The sequence below is a fragment of the Enterobacter sp. CRENT-193 genome, from assembly GCF_002787395.1.
Classification (GTDB): domain Bacteria; phylum Pseudomonadota; class Gammaproteobacteria; order Enterobacterales; family Enterobacteriaceae; genus Enterobacter; species Enterobacter hormaechei_C.
Map to the genome: position 1 here is coordinate 358,135 of NZ_CP024812.1, position 17,865 is coordinate 375,999.

Annotated in this window: 20 protein-coding genes; 17 read left to right on the plus strand and 3 right to left on the minus strand. The window is 60.6% G+C overall.

Annotated elements, in window-relative coordinates; all coding sequences use genetic code 11:
• The first annotated feature begins 9 nt into the window (after positions 1-9).
• Genes phnF through phnP form a run of 11 tightly spaced genes read left to right on the plus strand, consistent with a single transcriptional unit; the run spans position 10 to position 7,989 of the window.
• A complete protein-coding gene (gene phnF / locus CU081_RS01785; protein ID WP_003860215.1) occupies positions 10-735 on the plus strand; it encodes a phosphonate metabolism transcriptional regulator PhnF in 726 nt (241 codons plus the stop codon).
• The gene (gene phnG, locus CU081_RS01790; protein WP_003860217.1) at positions 736-1,188 is read left to right on the plus strand and encodes a phosphonate C-P lyase system protein PhnG; all 453 of its coding nucleotides are present in this window, start codon (positions 736-738) and stop codon (positions 1,186-1,188) included.
• Positions 1,185-1,769: a phosphonate C-P lyase system protein PhnH gene (phnH, locus tag CU081_RS01795; protein ID WP_003860219.1), complete on the plus strand. Its 585-nt coding sequence runs from the start codon at positions 1,185-1,187 to the stop codon at positions 1,767-1,769. Before phnG ends, phnH begins: the two co-directional genes overlap by 4 nt.
• Positions 1,769-2,833 carry a carbon-phosphorus lyase complex subunit PhnI gene (locus CU081_RS01800; RefSeq protein ID WP_003860221.1) on the plus strand — a complete coding sequence of 355 codons (1,065 nt, stop codon included), beginning with the start codon at positions 1,769-1,771 and terminating at the stop codon, positions 2,831-2,833. Before phnH ends, CU081_RS01800 begins: the two co-directional genes overlap by 1 nt.
• Entirely contained in the window at positions 2,826-3,671 is an 846-nt protein-coding gene (phnJ, locus tag CU081_RS01805) for an alpha-D-ribose 1-methylphosphonate 5-phosphate C-P-lyase PhnJ (protein ID WP_006810438.1), read from the plus strand. Before CU081_RS01800 ends, phnJ begins: the two co-directional genes overlap by 8 nt.
• Complete coding sequence (phnK, locus tag CU081_RS01810; protein WP_003860225.1) at positions 3,668-4,423, plus strand: phosphonate C-P lyase system protein PhnK; 756 nt, start codon at positions 3,668-3,670, stop codon at positions 4,421-4,423. The genes phnJ and phnK overlap by 4 nt, the downstream gene beginning before the upstream one ends.
• Positions 4,424-4,432: 9 nt before the next feature.
• Positions 4,433-5,113, plus strand: a complete 681-nt coding sequence (gene phnL, locus CU081_RS01815) for a phosphonate C-P lyase system protein PhnL (protein ID WP_003860227.1) — start codon at positions 4,433-4,435, stop codon at positions 5,111-5,113.
• Complete coding sequence (gene phnM / locus CU081_RS01820; RefSeq protein WP_003860229.1) at positions 5,110-6,246, plus strand: alpha-D-ribose 1-methylphosphonate 5-triphosphate diphosphatase; 1,137 nt, start codon at positions 5,110-5,112, stop codon at positions 6,244-6,246. The genes phnL and phnM overlap by 4 nt, the downstream gene beginning before the upstream one ends.
• The gene (phnN, locus tag CU081_RS01825) at positions 6,243-6,794 is read left to right on the plus strand and encodes a ribose 1,5-bisphosphokinase (protein ID WP_086527943.1); all 552 of its coding nucleotides are present in this window, start codon (positions 6,243-6,245) and stop codon (positions 6,792-6,794) included. Before phnM ends, phnN begins: the two co-directional genes overlap by 4 nt.
• Positions 6,787-7,221, plus strand: a complete 435-nt coding sequence (phnO, locus tag CU081_RS01830; protein WP_003860233.1) for an aminoalkylphosphonate N-acetyltransferase — start codon at positions 6,787-6,789, stop codon at positions 7,219-7,221. Before phnN ends, phnO begins: the two co-directional genes overlap by 8 nt.
• A 9-nt stretch (positions 7,222-7,230) precedes the next feature.
• Positions 7,231-7,989 (plus strand): phosphonate metabolism protein PhnP, encoded by a 759-nt coding sequence (phnP, locus tag CU081_RS01835; protein WP_003860235.1) that lies wholly within the window; start codon positions 7,231-7,233, stop codon positions 7,987-7,989.
• 52 nt (positions 7,990-8,041) lie between these two features.
• On the opposite strand, the gene yjdP is transcribed toward phnP, so the two are convergent.
• Both yjdP and CU081_RS01845 read right to left on the minus strand, forming a co-directional pair.
• The gene (gene yjdP / locus CU081_RS01840) at positions 8,042-8,365 is read right to left on the minus strand and encodes a DDRRRQL repeat protein YjdP (protein WP_003860236.1); all 324 of its coding nucleotides are present in this window, start codon (positions 8,363-8,365) and stop codon (positions 8,042-8,044) included.
• Positions 8,366-8,434: 69 nt separating this feature from the next.
• Positions 8,435-10,714: a hybrid sensor histidine kinase/response regulator gene (locus CU081_RS01845; protein ID WP_003860237.1), complete on the minus strand. Its 2,280-nt coding sequence runs from the start codon at positions 10,712-10,714 to the stop codon at positions 8,435-8,437.
• Positions 10,715-10,896: 182 nt separating this feature from the next.
• On the opposite strand from CU081_RS01845, the gene CU081_RS01850 reads away from it, so the two are divergent.
• The 6 genes from CU081_RS01850 to CU081_RS01875 are packed head-to-tail and all read left to right on the plus strand — an operon-like array spanning position 10,897 to position 17,005.
• On the plus strand, positions 10,897-12,411 hold the full coding sequence (locus CU081_RS01850) for a sugar ABC transporter ATP-binding protein (RefSeq protein ID WP_003860238.1): 1,515 nt from the start codon (positions 10,897-10,899) through the stop codon (positions 12,409-12,411).
• 2 nt (positions 12,412-12,413) lie between these two features.
• Positions 12,414-13,409, plus strand: coding sequence for an ABC transporter permease subunit (locus tag CU081_RS01855; protein WP_003860239.1), 996 nt, complete (start codon positions 12,414-12,416; stop codon positions 13,407-13,409).
• A gap of 28 nt (positions 13,410-13,437) precedes the next feature.
• Positions 13,438-14,379 carry an ABC transporter substrate-binding protein gene (locus tag CU081_RS01860; RefSeq protein ID WP_003860240.1) on the plus strand — a complete coding sequence of 314 codons (942 nt, stop codon included), beginning with the start codon at positions 13,438-13,440 and terminating at the stop codon, positions 14,377-14,379.
• Between the two features lie 49 nt (positions 14,380-14,428).
• Positions 14,429-15,115, plus strand: coding sequence for a D-lyxose/D-mannose isomerase (locus CU081_RS01865; protein ID WP_003860241.1), 687 nt, complete (start codon positions 14,429-14,431; stop codon positions 15,113-15,115).
• 10 nt (positions 15,116-15,125) lie between these two features.
• A complete protein-coding gene (locus CU081_RS01870) occupies positions 15,126-15,986 on the plus strand; it encodes a ketose 1,6-bisphosphate aldolase (RefSeq protein WP_003860242.1) in 861 nt (286 codons plus the stop codon).
• Positions 15,986-17,005: a carbohydrate kinase family protein gene (locus CU081_RS01875; RefSeq protein ID WP_003860244.1), complete on the plus strand. Its 1,020-nt coding sequence runs from the start codon at positions 15,986-15,988 to the stop codon at positions 17,003-17,005. The genes CU081_RS01870 and CU081_RS01875 overlap by 1 nt, the downstream gene beginning before the upstream one ends.
• Here CU081_RS01875 and CU081_RS01880 read toward each other — a convergent pair.
• The gene (locus tag CU081_RS01880) at positions 16,987-17,718 is read right to left on the minus strand and encodes a response regulator (RefSeq protein ID WP_003860246.1); all 732 of its coding nucleotides are present in this window, start codon (positions 17,716-17,718) and stop codon (positions 16,987-16,989) included. The two genes, CU081_RS01875 and CU081_RS01880, sit on opposite strands and share 19 nt — an antisense overlap.
• Positions 17,719-17,865 lie beyond the last annotated feature (147 nt).

A 17,865-nucleotide genomic window follows, 5' to 3' on the forward strand; every position in this document is an offset into this window, starting at 1 on the left:
TTGATTGGTATGCACTTATCCAGACATCCGACCAGTTACCCCACCCGCTGGCAAGAGATTGCGGCAAAGCTCGAAGTGGAGCTGCGCACGCACTATCGCTGCGGAGACTACCTGCCTGCCGAGCAGCAGCTTGCCGACCGCTACGAAGTGAATCGTCACACCCTGCGTCGTGCCATCGATCAACTGGTGGAGCGCGGCTGGGTCCAGCGTCGTCAGGGCGTCGGCGTGCTGGTGCTGATGCGTCCGTTTGACTACCCGCTTAATGCCCAGGCGCGTTTTAGCCAGAACCTTCTCGATCAGGGCAGCCACCCCACCAGCGAAAAGCTGTTGTCTGTCCTGCGCCCGGCCTCCCGCCACGTGGCGGACGCGCTGGGGATTCAGGAGGGCGACAACGTCGTTCACCTGCGCACGTTGCGCCGGGTGAACGGCGTGGCGGTCTGTCAGATCGACCACTACTTCGCGGACCTCACCCTCTGGCCCGTTCTGCAACATTTCGCCAGCGGTTCCCTGCATGATTTTCTTCAGGACGCGACGGGTATCGTGCTCAAACGCACCCAGACGCGCATCAGCGCCCGCCGCGCGCAGGCGAAAGAGAGCAAGGTGCTGGAGATCCCCAACATGGCCCCGCTGCTCTGCGTGCGCACCCTCAACCACCGTGACGGCGACGTCAACGCAACGGAATACTCCGTCAGCCTGACCCGCGCCGACATGATTGAATTTACCATGGAGCACTGAATGCACTTCGACACCTCCACTCGTCAGCGCTGGATGCGCGTGCTGGCCCACAGCCAGCCTGCTGCGCTGGCTGCCCGCATGAACGCGCTCGGCCTGACGCCGGATTACGACACGATCCGCGCGCCGGAGATCGGCCTGGTGCAGATCCAGGCACGCATGGGCGGCACCGGCGAGCGCTTCTTCGCCGGCGATGCCACCCTCACCCGCGCGGTGATCCGCCTGAAAAGCGGCACGCTGGGCTACGGCTACGTACTTGGGCGCGACAAAACGCACGCCGAGCGCTGCGCAGCGATCGACGCGCTTTTACAGGAACAGCCGCATTTTCAGACGTTAATGGAAACCCTTATTGCCCCGCTGGAAGCTGACCGCGCCGCACGCCTTGCCGCGCGTCAGGCCGAAGTAAATACCAGCCGGGTCGACTTCTTTACGCTCGTTCGCGGAGACAACGCATGACGCTTCAACCTGCTTTTACCCTGGCCGTCCAGGATGCCCAACAGAGTTTCCGTCGCCTGCTGAAAGCCATGAGCGAGCCGGGCGTCATTGTCTCGCTGCACCAGCTCTCCCAGGGCTGGCTGCCGCTGAACCTCGCCTCTACCAGCGTGCTGCTGACGCTGGCGGACAACGACACCCCGGTATGGCTGTCAGGGGCATTGCTGAACGATATCGCCAGCCAGAACCTGCGCTTTCACACCAACGCGCCGCTGGTCGAGCAGCCCCAGCAGGCGGTCTTCGCCGTGGCCGACGAGCAAATCAGCCATGAACAACTTAATGCCCTGAGCGAAGGCAGCGCCGTCGCACCGGAAACCAGCGCTACGCTGATTTTGCAGGTCTCCAGCCTGAGCGGTGGCCGCATGCTACGCCTGACGGGGGCAGGGATCGCTGACGAGCGGATGGTCGCCCCCCAGCTGCCGGAGTGCATCATTCATGAGCTGACCGAGCGCCCGCATCCGTTCCCGCTCGGTATCGACCTGATCCTGACCTGCGGCGAGCGCCTGCTGGCGATCCCGAGAACCACTCACGTGGAGGTGTGCTGATGTACGTTGCCGTCAAAGGGGGCGAGAAGGCGATTGCCGCCGCCCATGCCTTGCAGGAGCACAGACGCCGGGGGGATGACGCCTTACCCGAGCTGAGCGTCGCCCAGATTGAACAGCAGTTAAACCTGGCCGTCGACCGCGTGATGACCGAAGGCGGCATCGCAGACCGCGAGCTGGCGGCGCTGGCGCTGAAACAGGCCAGCGGCGATAACGTGGAAGCCATTTTCCTGCTGCGCGCTTACCGCACTACGCTTGCGAAGCTGGTGGTAAGCGAGCCGGTGAAAACGGCGGAAATGCGTTTAGAGCGCCGTATTTCTGCGGTGTACAAAGATATTCCTGGCGGCCAGCTGCTTGGTCCGACCTACGACTACACCCATCGCCTGCTGGACTTCACTCTACTGGCGAACGGTGAAACACCGCAGCTCAGCGTCTCTGACGCTGAACAAGACGCCTCCCCGCACGTCTTTAGCCTGCTGGCAAACCAGGGGCTGGCGAAGGCGGAAGAGGACACCGGCAGCACACCGGATGACATCACCCGCACGCCGGCGGTTTATCCCTGTTCGCGCTCGTCCCGCCTGCAACAGCTGATGCGCGGCGATGAAGGGTATCTGCTGGCGCTGGCCTACTCCACGCAGCGCGGCTACGGGCGCAACCACCCGTTCGCGGCAGAGATCCGCAGCGGTTATCTTGATGTCGAAATTGTGCCGGAAGAGCTGGGTTTTGCGGTGAACATCGGCGAACTGCTGATGACCGAGTGCGAAATGGTCAACGGTTTTGTCGCGCCAGAGAATGAAGATCCGCATTTTACCCGCGGCTACGGGCTGGTGTATGGCCTGAGCGAGCGCAAGGCGATGGCGATGGCGCTGGTTGACCGTGCGCTCCAGGCGCCGGACTACGGCGAGCATATTGCAGGCCCGGCACAGGACGAAGAGTTCGTGCTGGCCCACGCGGATAACGTTGAGGCCGCCGGCTTTGTCTCGCACCTCAAGCTGCCGCACTACGTCGATTTCCAGGCCGAACTGGAACTGCTGAAACGCCTGCAACGGGAGCGCGCCAATGGCTAACTTAAGCGGCTACAACTTTGCCTATCTGGACGAGCAAACTAAACGCATGATCCGCCGCGCCATCCTTAAGGCTGTGGCGATCCCCGGCTACCAGGTGCCGTTCGGCGGCCGCGAAATGCCGATGCCCTACGGCTGGGGCACCGGCGGTATTCAGATCACCGCCAGCGTGATCGGCGAAGCGGACGTGCTGAAGGTCATCGACCAGGGGGCAGACGACACCACCAACGCCGTGTCGATCCGCAACTTCTTTAAGCGCGTAACGGGCGTCAACACCACTGAAAAAACCGAAGACGCGACGCTGATCCAGACCCGTCACCGCATTCCGGAGACCCCGCTGACTGAAGATCAGATTTTGATTTTCCAGGTGCCTATCCCGGAGCCACTGCGTTTTATCGAGCCGCGGGAAACCGAAACCCGCACCATGCACGCCCTGGAAGAGTACGGGATCATGCAGGTCAAACTGTATGAGGACATCGCCCGCTTCGGCCATATCGCCACCACCTACGCCTATCCGGTGAAGGTGAACGGCCGCTACGTGATGGACCCGTCGCCGATCCCGAAATTCGATAACCCGAAGATGGACATGATGCCCGCCCTGCAACTTTTTGGTGCCGGACGGGAAAAACGCATCTACGCCGTACCGCCGTACACCCGTGTGGAGAGCCTGGATTTTGACGATCACCCGTTTACGGTGCAGGAGTGGGACGAGCCGTGCGCCATCTGCGGTTCGAAGCATAGCTATCTGGATGAAGTGGTGCTGGACGACACGGGCAAACGGATGTTTGTCTGCTCCGACACCGATTACTGCCGCCAACAGAGCGAGGCGAACAGCCAATGAAACCGCTGCTTTCGGTTAATAACCTGACTCACCTTTATGCGCCGGGCAAAGGCTTTAGCGACGTGTCGTTTGAGCTGTGGCCGGGCGAAGTGCTGGGCATTGTCGGCGAGTCCGGCTCCGGTAAAACCACCCTGCTGAAGTCCATCTCCGCGCGCCTGACGCCGCAGAATGGCGACATTTTGTATGAGGGCGTGTCGCTGTATGGCATGAGCGAAGCCGAGCGCCGCCGCCTGCTGCGCACCGAGTGGGGCGTGGTGCACCAGCACCCGATGGATGGCCTGCGCCGCCAGGTCTCGGCGGGGGGCAACATCGGCGAACGGCTGATGGCCACCGGCGCGCGCCACTACGGCAACATCCGCGCCACGGCGCAGCACTGGCTGGAAGAGGTTGAAATCCCCGCCTCGCGCATCGACGACCTGCCGACAACCTTCTCCGGCGGCATGCAGCAGCGTTTACAGATTGCCCGCAATCTCGTCACCCATCCGAAGCTGGTGTTTATGGATGAACCGACCGGTGGGCTGGACGTCTCCGTGCAGGCGCGCCTGCTGGATCTGCTGCGCGGCCTGGTGGTGGAGCTGAACCTGGCGGTAGTGATTGTCACCCACGATTTAGGCGTTGCGCGCCTGCTGGCGGACCGCTTGCTGGTGATGAAGCAGGGTCAGGTGGTGGAAAGTGGGCTGACCGACCGCGTGCTCGACGATCCCCATCATCCGTACACCCAACTGCTGGTGTCCTCGGTATTACAGAATTAAGAGGCCAACATGATCCACGTTGAAAATGTCAGTAAAACCTTTGTGCTCCACCAGCAAAACGGTGTCCGCCTGCCGGTACTGCAAAATGCCTCATTAGAGGTCAGCAACGGCGAATGCGTGGTGCTGCATGGCCATTCCGGCAGCGGAAAATCCACCCTGCTGCGCTCCCTGTACGCCAATTATCTGCCGGACGAAGGCCATATCCATATCCGCCATAACAATGAATGGGTTGATCTGGTCCAGGCTCCCGCGCGCAAAGTGCTGGAAGTACGCCGCTCGACGATCGGCTGGGTCAGCCAGTTCCTGCGGGTGATCCCGCGGATCTCCGCCCTGGACGTGGTCATGCAGCCTCTGCTGGATCTCGGCGTGCCGCGCGAAACCTGCGCCGCTAAAGCCGCCAGCCTGCTGACGCGTCTCAACGTACCGGAGCGTCTGTGGCACCTCGCCCCGTCGACCTTTTCCGGCGGCGAGCAGCAGCGCGTCAACATCGCCCGCGGCTTTATCGTCGATTACCCGATTTTACTCCTGGATGAACCCACCGCCTCGCTCGACAGTAAAAACAGCGCAGCGGTGATAGAACTGATCGAACAGGCCAAAGCGCGCGGCGCGGCGATCGTCGGGATCTTCCACGACGACGCCGTACGCCATCGCGTGGCGGACAGACTGCACCCGATGGGGACAAACGTATGATTATCAATAATGTCAGGCTGGTGCTGGAAAATGAGGTCGTGAACGGCTCGGTTGAGGTGCGGGACGGTGTCATCCGCGCCTTTGCCGAAACCCAGAGCCGCTCACCGGACGCGATGGACGGCGAAGGCGGCTGGCTGCTACCGGGGCTGATTGAGCTGCATACCGATAATCTCGATAAATTCTTCACCCCGCGCCCGAAGGTGGACTGGCCTGCGCATTCAGCGATGAGCAGCCACGACGCGCTGATGGTCGCCAGCGGCATCACCACGGTGCTGGACGCGGTGGCGATCGGCGACGTGCGCGACGGCGGCGATCGCCTGGAGAACCTGGAGAAGATGATCAACGCCGTGGAGGAGACGCAAAAGCGCGGCCTCAACCGCGCCGAGCACCGCCTGCACCTGCGCTGCGAGCTGCCGCACCACACCACCCTGCCGCTGTTTGAGAAGCTGGTGGGCCGCGAGCCGGTCTCGCTGGTTTCCCTGATGGATCACTCGCCGGGACAGCGCCAGTTCGCCAACATTGAAAAGTATCGCGAATACTATCAGGGCAAATATTCTCTCAGCGACGCGGAGATGGCGCGCTACGAAGAAGAGCAGCTGGCGCTGGCGGCCCAGTGGTCGCAGCCGAATCGCCTCTCCATTGCCGCTATGTGCCGGGACCGTAATATTGCCCTGGCCAGCCATGATGACGCCACGCACGATCACGTGCGCGAATCCCACCAGCTTGGGAGCGTGATCGCCGAATTTCCCACCACGTTCGAGGCGGCAGAAGCATCGCGTAAGCATGGCATGAACGTCCTGATGGGCGCGCCGAACATCGTACGCGGCGGGTCGCACTCCGGCAACGTGGCGGCAAGCAAGCTCGCCTCGCTCGGCCTGCTGGATATCCTCTCCTCTGACTATTACCCCGCCAGCCTGCTGGACGCGGCGTTCCGGGTGGCGGACGACGAGGGCAACAGCTTCACGCTGCCACAGGCGATTCGCCTGGTGACAAAAAACCCGGCCAGCGCGCTCAACCTTCACGATCGCGGTGAGATTGCCGAAGGCAAACGGGCAGACCTGGTGCTGGCGCACCGCAAGGGCGAGCACGTTCATATCGACCACGTCTGGCGTCAGGGAAAAAGGGTGTTCTGATGGGAAGACTCATCTGGTTAATGGGCCCGTCCGGCTCCGGGAAGGACAGCCTGCTGTCGGCGTTACGGCAGCGGGAACATTCACAGCTGCTGGTAGCGCACCGCTACATTACCCGCGCGGCAAACGCCGGGAGTGAAAACCATATCGCCCTGAGCGAGCAGGAGTTTTTTACCCGCGCCGGGCAAAACCTGCTGGCGCTGAGCTGGCATGCCAACGGTTACTACTATGGCGTCGGCATCGAGATCGACCTCTGGCTGCACGCGGGCTTTGACGTGCTGGTCAACGGCTCGCGGGCGCATCTCCCGCAGGCTCGCGCCCGGTACGAAGCGGCGTTGCTCCCGGTCTGTTTGCAGGTTTCCCCGGACGTTCTGCGTAGCCGGCTGCAAAAGCGGGGGCGCGAAAACGCGCGCGAGATCGACCAGCGGCTGGAACGGGCGGCGCGTTACACCCCGTCGGGTTGCCATCTCCTCAATAACGACGGAAGTTTGCTACAGTCAGTCGAGACCTTTCTATCGCTCATTCGCCAGAAGGTGAAACAACATGCCTGACTGCCAGCTTCGCCCCGCCACCGCCGACGATGCGCCGATCGTTTACGCGCTGATCTGCGAACTTAAGCAGGCCGAGTTCGATCATCAGGCGTTTCACGCCGGGTATCTGGCCAACTTGCGGGATCACAATATGCGCTACCAGCTGGCCGAGCTGGACGGGCAGATCATCGGGATGATCGGCCTGCATCTACAGTTTCACCTGCACCACGCCCGCTGGATCGGCGAGATCCAGGAACTGGTGGTGATGCCGCAGGCGCGCGGATTAAAAGTGGGCAGCCAGCTGCTGGCCTGGGCAGAGGACGTCGCACGGCAGGCAGGCGCCGAGCTGACCGAGCTTTCCACCAGCGTGAAGCGCGTGGACGCGCACCGTTTTTATGTTCGTGAAGGGTATACGCAAAGCCATTTCCGCTTCACCAAACCGCTGTAGAGGTGCGTTATGAGTCTGACGATCACGCTGACAGGAACCGGAGGGGCGCAGCTGGTGCCGGTGTTTGGCTGCGACTGCGCGGCGTGCCGACGGGCGCGTTTACAGGAAAATTATCGCCGTCGCCCCTGTAGCGCGGCGGTGAAATTCAACGATGCGGTCACCTTGCTGGACGCGGGTATTCCACACCTGATGGACGACTGGCCTGCGGGCAGCTTCCAGCAGTTTTTGCTTACCCATTATCATATGGATCACGTTCAGGGGCTTTTCCCTCTGCGCTGGGGCGTAGGCGCCACCATTCCCGTCTACGGTCCGCCAGACGAGGCAGGCTGTAACGATCTGTTCAAACATCCGGGCATCCTGGATTTCAGCCACACGGTGGAGCCATTTGTGACGTTTGAACTTCAGGGCTTGCGGGTCACGCCGCTGCCGCTCAACCATTCAAAACTCACGTTTGGCTATCTGCTGGAGTCCGCCCACAGCCGCGTGGCGTGGCTTTCTGATACCGCCGGACTGCCGGATAAAACGGTGACGTTTCTGCTAAACAATCAGCCGCAGGCGATGATTATCGACTGTAGCCATGAACCGCGCCCGGAGACGCCGCGCAACCATTGTGATTTGAATACGGTGATTGCGCTGAACGAGGTGATTGGCTGTCCGCAGGTGATCCTGACGCATATCAGCCATCAGTTTGACGTGTGGATGATGGATAACCCGCTGCCGTCCGGCATTGAAGCGGGGTATGACGGGATGGTGATGGTGCTGGATTAGGTTTTCTCCCTCTCCCGTGGGAGAGGGTTGGGGTGAGGGCAACAGGCCGCACTTAGCCGCGATCGTAATCGTCTTCCAACCTGCGCTCGTCCTCTTCTAACCGACGCCTGTCGTCGTCCAACTGACGCTGACGCTCGTCTAAACGGCGGCGTCTGTCTTCGAGCTGCCGACGACGATCGTCGTACTGTCGGCTGTCGATTTGACGGCTGCGGTCGTAACGATCGTCGTCATCGTCATTACGGCTGCTGCTGGGGTTGTAGGCATCGTTGATCGCCTGCTGAATGTTGCCAATGGCGTCATCAATCACATCGGCATGCGCCAGTTGGCTGGTTAAAGTCAGCAGACCCAATAACAGAGCGGTAGAGTAACGTTTCATAAGGCCAGACTCGCAGGTGAACTGGCCTTAAAGTAATGACTGGCTGTTAACGGGAGTAGCGGAGGAATCTCAAATTACCATCACCTTCCGCAGTGCCTGCGCCAGCTGCTGGCGGGTAAACGGCTTACGCAGTAACGGAACGTCCGGCAGCTGCGGGTTATGCGCCGGGCGCAAATCCTGCCCGCTGATCAGCAGCACCGGCAACTGCGGATAGTGGCTGCGTACATGGCCGATCACCTCCGCACCGCTCAGGCCGCCCGGCAGCATCAGGTCGCTAATAAACATGCCGATATCCGGTGATGCGTCCAGCATGTTCAGCGCCTGCTCGCCGTTTTCGGCTTCGAGCGTCAGGTAGCCAAGCTGGTGCAGTTGCTCACACAGGGTCTGCCGCACGCCCGCCTCATCTTCCAGGACCAGCACAAGCAGCTCACTTTCTGTCGGGGCCGTGGTCGCCAGCGCGGCATCATTGGAGAACGCGGGCAGCGTCGAGCGCGGCAGCTGGAGCCGCACGGTGGTTCCCTGCCCCGGCGCGCTTTCGATCTCAACGCGCCCCCCGGACTGACGCACAAAGCCGTACACCATCGACAGCCCTAATCCGCTGCCGCTGCCGGTCTGTTTGGTGGTGAAGAACGGTTCAAAGACCTGCGATTTCACCTCCTGCGACATCCCACAGCCGTGGTCAATCACCTCCAGCGCGACCATATCCTGCCTGCGCCCGTCGCTGCGGGTCACACGTTGGTTCCAGGTGCGGATTTTAATCACACCGTTTTGCCCCTCCATTGCATCACGGGCGTTCATCACCAGGTTGATAATGGCATTTTCCAGCTGGCTGACGTCAATCCATGCGGGCCAGGCCGGGGTTTGCGCTTCAATATCCAGCGTCAGCGTGGCGGGAAGGGAGTGCCGCATCAGCTCGCTCAGGTTCTCCAGCAGCGGCTTCATCTCTACCGCATGGGGTTGCAGGGATTGCTTGCGCGAGAAGGCCAGCAGACGCTGGGTGAGCATGGCCCCGCGTTCCGCGGCTTTGAGCGCACGAGTGATGCGCGGCGCGTCCGGTGACGCTGAATCGGTCAGCTCCAGACTGCCGATAATCACCGCCAGCAGGTTATTAAAATCATGCGCCAGACCGCCCGTCAGTTGCCCGACCGCCTTCATTTTCTGGCTGTGCAGCAGCGCCTCCTCCAGCCCCTGACGTTCGATGCGGTCGACCTCCATCTGCGAGGTCTTCTCCTTAAGCAGCCGCGTGGTGTGCTCCAGCGAAGCGGTATTGCGTGCAAAAACGTTAAACGCGCGCGCCAGTTCCCCCAGCTCATCACGCCGCTGTAGTGCGGGCACCGACACATTCTGCTCTCCGTGAGCGAGACGCGACATTGCCCTTGAGATAGCCGTCAGGTTGGAGCCCAGATTGCGATAAATATACCAGCAGGCGCAGCCGGTGATGATCAGCGCCAGCACCGCGAAAACGCTGATAAACACGCTGATGGAGCGCAGCTCCTGGTGACTTTGGGCGGTACGCAGCCGGGAGGCCTGCGCCACCTGTTCAACGTACTGATTGATGTCGCGGTTTAATATCGCTACCAGCGCCTTGATGTGGAACATGTACCAGCTGATGGACAGATCGCTCTCTTCCAGCTGCTTCGACAGTGGCGCGAGCTTGCGCAGCTCATCATTAAAATCCGGGAGCACCAGGTTGACCACCGGTTGCAGGGCGCTCGCGGGTAACATCGCGGTTACTGCATCCAGCTGCTGCACCGTGGCGCGCGGTGAAGGGGTATCAATGGCGGCAACGATCAGCCTGTCCATCTCTGCAAGCTGCCGGGCGTCTGGCACATTGCTCGCGTAACGACGGTTGATATCCTGCAAATGACGCAGGTAGCTTTGGCTTTGATACAGCGCGCTGAGCAGCGCGTTACGCTCCAGATGCCGTTTTTGCCCGCGCTCCAGCATTCCCGTCACGCTCTGCTGTAACTCATTGCTCCTGCGAATAATACGCGTCACCAGCGCCGGCTCCTGCTGCGCCAGCGGCGCATCGGCAAGCTGCTCCAGCGAGTGGCGCAGCGCCATTTGCGTCTGTTTAAGCCGCTCAGCTTCGCCTTTGTACTCCAGCGCACCGACCACCTGCGACAGCCGCACCGCCGCCGTTGCCACATTGGCCGTGTCGCGCGCGAGGTTCATGCTGCCGGTCATGTCATCCAGCGTTTGCTGCTGCACCTGCTCCTGGATCTGGCTGGCATGACGAAAGCCGAGCACCGCCACGCCGCTGACCATCAGCGTTACCGCCACCACCAGCAGGTTAAATATCAGCAGGCGACCGCGGGCGCTGGTGAAGAACGGGGGGCGTGATGGCATGGGTTTGGGCTCCTCTGCGGTTTGGTGCCCTCACCCTGGCCCTCTTCCCACAGGGAGAGGGAAAAGGAAAATGTGATGGCGATTAGCTATTCATAACTATGACAAATATGAACAGCTTCTGACATTTTGCATTTACGCGCCTGTGATGAAGTGCAGATATCGACATTCACAGGAGATCCGCCATGAGCAGAACCCCGGTTTTAGAGATGCGCCACATTGCCAAAACCTTTGGCAATTTCCACGCGCTCAAGGGCGTGGATTTGACGGTTTTCCCCGGTGAGATCCACGCGCTGATGGGGGAAAACGGCGCCGGAAAGAGCACGCTGATGAAGATCCTCGCAGGCGCCTATACCGCCAGCAGCGGCGACATCCTCATCGACGGTCAGCCGTTTCACATCAAAGGGCCGAAGGATGCGCTGGCCGCAGGCATTACCCTGATTTATCAGGAGATGCAGCTTGCTCCTAACCTGACCGTGGCGGAAAACATTTTTCTCGGTAGCGAGCTGTCGCGCGGCGGGCTGGTCCAGCGCAAAGAGATGGCTGCCCAGGCCCAGGCGGTCATTGACCGTCTGGGCGCGCAGTTCAGCGCCACCGACCTGGTCATGAAACTGACCATCGCCGAGCAACAGCAGGTGGAGATCGCCCGCGCGCTGCACCGCAACAGCCGCATTCTGGTGATGGACGAACCTACCGCCGCCCTCTCCTCACGCGAAACCCACCGTCTGTTCGAACTGATTTTGCGCCTGCGCGATGAAGGGATGGCGATTATCTACATCAGCCACCGCATGGCGGAAGTGTATGAACTCTCTGACCGCGTCAGCGTGCTACGCGACGGGCAATACGTCGGCAGCCTGACGCGCGACAAGCTCAACGCCTCCGAGCTGGTGCGCATGATGGTGGGTCGTCCGTTAAGCGACCTGTTCAACAAAGAGCGCGATATTCCGCTCGGCAGCCCGCGTCTGAACGTGCATCACCTCACGGATGGCAAAAAAGTGCAGCCGTGCAGTTTGCAGGTTCGCTCCGGTGAAATCGTCGGGCTGGCAGGGCTGGTCGGCGCCGGGCGTTCTGAGCTGGCGCAGCTGATCTTCGGCGTGCGCAAAGCCACCGGCGGCATGATTGAGGTGGACGGCGAACCGGTGGTGATCCACTCCCCGCGCGCGGCCATTGAGAACGGCATCGGTTTTCTCACCGAGAACCGCAAGGAGCAGGGGCTATTTCTGGAGCTGGCGGCGCAGGAGAACATCACCATGGCGACGCTGGAGCGCGACGCCACCTTCGGCTGGCTGAACCGCAAAAAAGCGCAGTCGATTTCCGATGACGCCATCGCCCTGCTCAATATCCGCGTGCCGCATTCTCAGGTGCGCGCAGGCGGGCTCTCCGGCGGCAACCAGCAAAAACTGCTGATCTCCCGCTGGGTGGCGATAGGCCCGCGCATTCTGATTCTGGACGAACCCACGCGCGGCGTGGACGTCGGGGCAAAAAGCGAGATCTACCGCATCATGAACCAGATGGCGCGCAAAGGGGTGGCGATCCTGATGATCTCCAGCGAGCTGCCGGAAGTAGTAGGAATGAGCGACCGGGTGTACGTGATGCGGGAAGGCAGCATTGCGGGTGAACTGCACGGGCGCGACATCTCTCAGGAAAACATCATGACGCTGGCAACCGGCGTGAACGACACACATCATCAGGCGGTGTAATTATGACAACTCCAACCCATCCGCAGCAGGTGGCGAAATCCGCCTCTGCCAAAAAAATGCTGATGAGCGATCTGATGCAAACGATCGGCATTTTGCCGATTTTAATCCTGATTGTGGCTGTATTTGGCTTTATCGCTCCGAACTTTTTCACAGAAAGTAACCTGCTCAATATTACCCGGCAGGCGTCGATCAACATTGTTCTGGCGGCCGGGATGACCTTCATCATCCTGACCGGCGGGATTGACCTCTCCGTGGGCTCGATTCTGGGCACCACGGCGGTGGCGGCGATGGTGGTCTCGCTTATCCCTGAATTTGCGATGCTCTCCATTCCGGCGGCGCTAATGCTCGGTATGGTACTGGGGCTGTTCAACGGCGCGCTGGTGGCCTTCGCCGGACTTCCGCCATTTATCGTCACGCTCGGCACCTACACGGCGCTGCGCGGCGCGGCCTACCTGCTGGCGGACGGCACGACGGTCATTAACTCCAACATCAACTTCGAGTGGATCGGCAATAACTACCTCGGCCCGATCCCCTGGCTGGTTGTGATCGCCCTGGCGGTGATTGTGGTGTGCTGGTTTATTCTGCGTCGCACAACCCTCGGCGTTCACATCTATGCGGTCGGCGGCAATATGCAGGCGGCGCGCTTAACGGGCATTAAGGTCTGGCTGGTGCTGCTGTTTGTCTACGGCATGAGCGGCCTGCTCTCCGGTCTCGGCGGCGTCATGAGCGCTTCACGTCTCTACAGCGCCAATGGCAACCTCGGCACGGGGTATGAGCTGGATGCAATTGCGGCGGTGATCCTCGGCGGCACCAGCTTCGTCGGCGGGATCGGCACGATCACCGGCACGCTGGTCGGTGCCTTGATCATCGCCACCCTCAACAACGGCATGACGCTGATGGGCGTCTCCTACTTCTGGCAGCTGGTGATCAAAGGGGCGGTGATCATCATTGCGGTGCTGATCGACAAATACCGTACCCGACACCATCAAAGTGCATAACAACAATACCCTACGTGAGGAATACAGCATGAGATTGAAGCCCTTAGTGACCGCGCTCTGTGCTGGCGCGCTGCTGGCCGCAACCCCGTTTGCGCAGGCAAAAGATCTGAAATCCATCGGCGTGACGGTGGGCGACCTGGCTAACCCGTTCTTCGTGCAGATCACCAAAGGTGCCGAGCTGGAAGCGCGCAAGCTGGCGGGGGACAACGTCAAGGTGACGCTGGTCTCCAGCGGGTACGATCTGGGCCAGCAGGTGTCGCAGATTGATAACTTCATTGCGGCGAAAGTGGACATGATCATCCTCAACGCCGCGGATTCCAAAGGGATCGGCCCGGCGGTAAAACGCGCCAAAGAGGCGGGGATCGTGGTCGTGGCGGTTGACGTGGCGGCGGAAGGAGCCGATGCGACCATCACCTCCGATAACACCCAGGCGGGTGAGATGGCCTGTAAGTACATTACCGACCGCCTGAAAGGTAAAGGCAACGTGGTGATCATCAACGGGCCGCCGGTTTCTGCGGTACAAAACCGCGTGGAGGGCTGCCAGACCGAGTTCAGGCGCCACCCGGATATCAAAGTGCTCTCGGATAACCAGAACGCCAAAGGCAGCCGTGAAGGCGGGCTGGAGGTCATGACCTCCCTGCTGGCGGCTAATCCGAAGATAGACGGCGTATTCGCGATTAACGATCCTACCGCGATCGGCGCCGATCTGGCCGCGAAGCAGGCGCAGCGCAACGAGTTCTTTATCGTTGGTGTGGATGGCAGCCCGGACGGTGAAGAAGCCCTGAAGCGCGAAAACTCCCTGTTTGTGGCGACGCCAGCGCAGGATCCGCAGGTGATGGCGGCGAAGGCGGTGGAGATCGGCTATGACATTCTTCAGGGCAAACCTGCGCCGAAAGAGCCTGTGCTGATCCCGGTGACGATGATCGATAAAAAGAACGTCGGCACGTATAAGGGGTGGACGGTTAAATGATCCTTTTCCCTCTCCCACCGGGAGAGGGAACTGTTTTCAAGGAGTCCCCATGAAACGCTCCGACATCAATGAAATCCTCGGCCATACGCGGCAGTTCTTCTCCATGCACGACGTGCATCTCCCGCCTTTTGCCAGCTTTCCGCCGACAAAATGGCAGCAGCTTGACCAGGCCGCATGGCAGGAGGTGTTTGACCTCAGGCTCGGCTGGGACGTGACGGCATTTGGTGGCAACAACTTCGCTGCACAGGGGTTAACGCTGTTCACCCTGCGCAACGGCTCCCCCAACGGCGTGCCCTATGAAAAGTGCTATGCCGAAAAAATCATGCACGTCCGCGACGGCCAGGTGACGCCGATGCATTTTCACTGGCGCAAGCGGGAGGACATCATTAACCGCGGCGGCGGGAATCTGATTATTGAGTTATGGAATGCGGGCGCGCATGAAGAGACCGAAAACACCGACGTGACCGTTACCGTCGACGGCTGTCGGCAGACGCACACGCCCGGCAGCCAGCTGCGCCTCACACCAGGGGAGAGCATCTGCCTGACGCCCGGCCTGTACCACAGTTTCTGGGGTGAACGCGGCTTTGGCGACGTGCTGGTGGGCGAAGTGTCGTCGGTCAATGACGATGAACACGACAACCACTTTTTACAGCCCACTGACCGCTACAACACCATTGAAGAAGACGAACCGGCGGTGCTGGTGCTGTGCAACGAGTACAACCTGTTTCGGATATAAGGAGTGAATGATGCCATTGATTTCTCTTGCCGATGGTCTGGCCCACGCCAGGGAACACCGCTACGCCCTGGGCGCGTTCAACGTGCTCGACTCCCACTTCCTGCGCGCGCTGTTTGCCGCCGCGAAACAGGAACGCTCGCCGTTCATCATCAACATCGCCGAAGTGCATTTTAAGTACGTGTCTCTGGAGTCGCTTGTCGAAGCAGTGAAGTTCGAAGCCGCCCGTCACGATATTCCCGTGGTGCTTAACCTCGACCACGGGCTGCATTTTGAGGCCGTCGTGCGCGCCCTGCGCTTAGGGTTCAGCTCGGTGATGTTCGACGGCTCGACGCTGAGCTATGAGGAAAATATCCGCCAGACGCGGGAAGTGGTGAAGATGTGCCATGCGGTGGGCGTCTCGGTAGAGGCGGAGCTGGGCGCGGTCGGGGGTGATGAAGGGGGTGCGCTTTACGGGCATGCGGATGAAGCCTTCTTCACCGATCCGCAGCTGGCGCGCGAGTTTGTCGATTTAACCGGTATCGACGCGCTGGCGGTCGCCATTGGCAACGCGCACGGCAAATACAAGGGCGAGCCGAAGCTTGATTTCCCGCGTCTGGACGCCATTCGACAGCAGACGGGCCTGCCGCTGGTTTTACACGGCGGCTCTGGCATAAGCGATACTGATTTCCGCCGCGCCATCGAGCTGGGCATTCATAAAATCAACTTTTATACCGGCATGTCGCAGGCCGCGCTCGCCGCCGTTGAGCAGCGCATGGCAAACCGCCAGCCGCTGTACGATGAATTTGCAGAGCTGCTGCTGGGCATTGAAGAGGCCATTACCGATACGGTTGCGGAACAGATGCGCATCTTCGGCAGCGCGGGGCAGGCATAATGGAACGCAAAGGGATTATCGCCGCAGGCAACATGCTGGTGGATCACGTCCACCAGATCGTACAGTGGCCGGAGCGCGGCTGGCTGGCGGAAATCACCCACAGTGAGCGCTCAACCGGCGGTGCGCCGCTCAACGTTCTGCTGACGCTGGCGAAAATGCACGTCGGCCTGCCGTTACAGGCGGTGGGGCTGATTGGGGAAGACAGCGACGGAGACTATATTCTGGCGATGCTCGACCAGTATCACGTCAATCGCCAGCGCGTGCAGCGTACAACGTTCGCCCCAACGTCGATGTCGCAGGTGATGACCGACCCCAGCGGACAGCGCACTTTTTTCCACTCGCCGGGCGCCAACCGCCTGCTGGATCTTCCCGCCTTCGATCGTTTAGACGGATCGCTGAAGATCTTCCATCTCGGCTACCTGCTGCTGCTCGACAGCCTGGACATGCCGGACGAGGAATTTGGCACCCGCAGCGCGCGGTTACTGGCACAGATGCGCGATCAGGGGTATGAAACCTCGCTCGATCTGGTGTCCCGCAAGGGCGATCCGCGCTATCAGCCGCTGGTGCTCCCTGCCCTGCGCCATCTTGATTATCTGGTGATTAACGAGCTGGAAGCCGGTGAGTTTAGCGGGCTTGAGATCCGTGACGGCCATGATGCGCTGAACATGGCCCATATCGCCGACGCTGCCACACAACTGCTGGCGGCAGGCGTGCGACAGCGGGTGGTGATCCACTGTCCGGAAGGGGCATGGGGTGAAGCGCCGGGTGAAAAAGGGCAATGGGTTCCGTCGTGGAAGCTGACGCAGGACGAGATTATCGGCAGCGTCGGCGCGGGCGACGCGTTTTGCGCGGGCTTTTTATACGGCTGCCATGAATCCCTGCCGCTGACGGAGAGTATTTATCTGGCGCACGCCTGCGCGCGGGCCAGCCTGCTGGCGGCTAATGCGATTGACGGCGCGAAAACGCTGGCCGAGCTTCAGGCGTTTATTCAGGAGAACGGTCAGGCGGCTTTCTCATGATGGGAAACGTCCGTGGCAAAAACATAGCCCAGACCGCGAATGGTTTTGATCAGCAGAGGCTGGTGCGGATTGACCTCAATTTTTCGCCGTAGCCGCATGATCAACACGTCGATAGTGCGGTCAAAGACCTCGGCGCTTTCGCTGTGGGTCAGCTTCAGCAGCTGTTCACGACTCAGTACCCGGCGGGCGTTTTGCGTTAATGCCAGCAGCAGGCCATATTCGCCCTGGGTTAACGGCACGGTATTACGCTGCGGATCGCTCAGCTCGCAGCGGGTGGTGTCCAGCGTCCAGCCGTTAAAGGCAATACCTTCAACGCGCGGCGCGGCAGGCTCCGCGTCCAGCGCGCCGGTACGACGCAGCACCGCCTTAACGCGGGCGACCACCACGCGCGGATTGAACGGTTTTCCGATGTAATCATCAGCGCCCATTTCCAGCCCGACGACCACATCTGATTCACTTCCCAGCCCCGTCAGCATTACCACCGGTAGCGATGGTCGCTGCTTTTGCAGTTGCAGTAAAACCTGTAATCCGTTGATATCCGGCAGCATCATGTCCAGCAGAACCAGCGCAATGCCGGAGTCCTGCTGGACACGGTTCACCGCGTCCTGCCCAGAGTGACACGTCAGTACGGTAAAGACGTGCTCGCTGAGCACATCCTGTAGCAGTTCGCAGACTGCGACATCATCGTCAACCACCAGAATCGCCGGTTTCATCGCATGCTTCCGTCAGGGAATTATGTTAAGTCTGAACCATTCTGCCGCCGGCTCCAGCCGAATTGTTTTTTACGTGACGGAAATTCAATCCATGTCACATCCCCTGCCCTTTCGACACGTCAATTTTGACGATTGGCTGTTTTTCGT

Coding starts and splice junctions, on each gene's coding strand:
- phnF (WP_003860215.1), top strand. CDS start 10: ATGCACTTATCCAGACATCCGACCAGTTACCCCACCCGCTGGCAAGAG.
- phnG (WP_003860217.1), top strand. CDS start 736: ATGCACTTCGACACCTCCACTCGTCAGCGCTGGATGCGCGTGCTGGCC.
- phnH (WP_003860219.1), top strand. CDS start 1,185: ATGACGCTTCAACCTGCTTTTACCCTGGCCGTCCAGGATGCCCAACAG.
- CU081_RS01800 (WP_003860221.1), top strand. CDS start 1,769: ATGTACGTTGCCGTCAAAGGGGGCGAGAAGGCGATTGCCGCCGCCCAT.
- phnJ (WP_006810438.1), top strand. CDS start 2,826: ATGGCTAACTTAAGCGGCTACAACTTTGCCTATCTGGACGAGCAAACT.
- phnK (WP_003860225.1), top strand. CDS start 3,668: ATGAAACCGCTGCTTTCGGTTAATAACCTGACTCACCTTTATGCGCCG.
- phnL (WP_003860227.1), top strand. CDS start 4,433: ATGATCCACGTTGAAAATGTCAGTAAAACCTTTGTGCTCCACCAGCAA.
- phnM (WP_003860229.1), top strand. CDS start 5,110: ATGATTATCAATAATGTCAGGCTGGTGCTGGAAAATGAGGTCGTGAAC.
- phnO (WP_003860233.1), top strand. CDS start 6,787: ATGCCTGACTGCCAGCTTCGCCCCGCCACCGCCGACGATGCGCCGATC.
- phnP (WP_003860235.1), top strand. CDS start 7,231: ATGAGTCTGACGATCACGCTGACAGGAACCGGAGGGGCGCAGCTGGTG.
- yjdP (WP_003860236.1), bottom strand. CDS start 8,365: ATGAAACGTTACTCTACCGCTCTGTTATTGGGTCTGCTGACTTTAACC.
- CU081_RS01845 (WP_003860237.1), bottom strand. CDS start 10,714: ATGCCATCACGCCCCCCGTTCTTCACCAGCGCCCGCGGTCGCCTGCTG.
- CU081_RS01850 (WP_003860238.1), top strand. CDS start 10,897: ATGAGCAGAACCCCGGTTTTAGAGATGCGCCACATTGCCAAAACCTTT.
- CU081_RS01855 (WP_003860239.1), top strand. CDS start 12,414: ATGACAACTCCAACCCATCCGCAGCAGGTGGCGAAATCCGCCTCTGCC.
- CU081_RS01860 (WP_003860240.1), top strand. CDS start 13,438: ATGAGATTGAAGCCCTTAGTGACCGCGCTCTGTGCTGGCGCGCTGCTG.
- CU081_RS01865 (WP_003860241.1), top strand. CDS start 14,429: ATGAAACGCTCCGACATCAATGAAATCCTCGGCCATACGCGGCAGTTC.
- CU081_RS01870 (WP_003860242.1), top strand. CDS start 15,126: ATGCCATTGATTTCTCTTGCCGATGGTCTGGCCCACGCCAGGGAACAC.
- CU081_RS01875 (WP_003860244.1), top strand. CDS start 15,986: ATGGAACGCAAAGGGATTATCGCCGCAGGCAACATGCTGGTGGATCAC.
- CU081_RS01880 (WP_003860246.1), bottom strand. CDS start 17,718: ATGAAACCGGCGATTCTGGTGGTTGACGATGATGTCGCAGTCTGCGAA.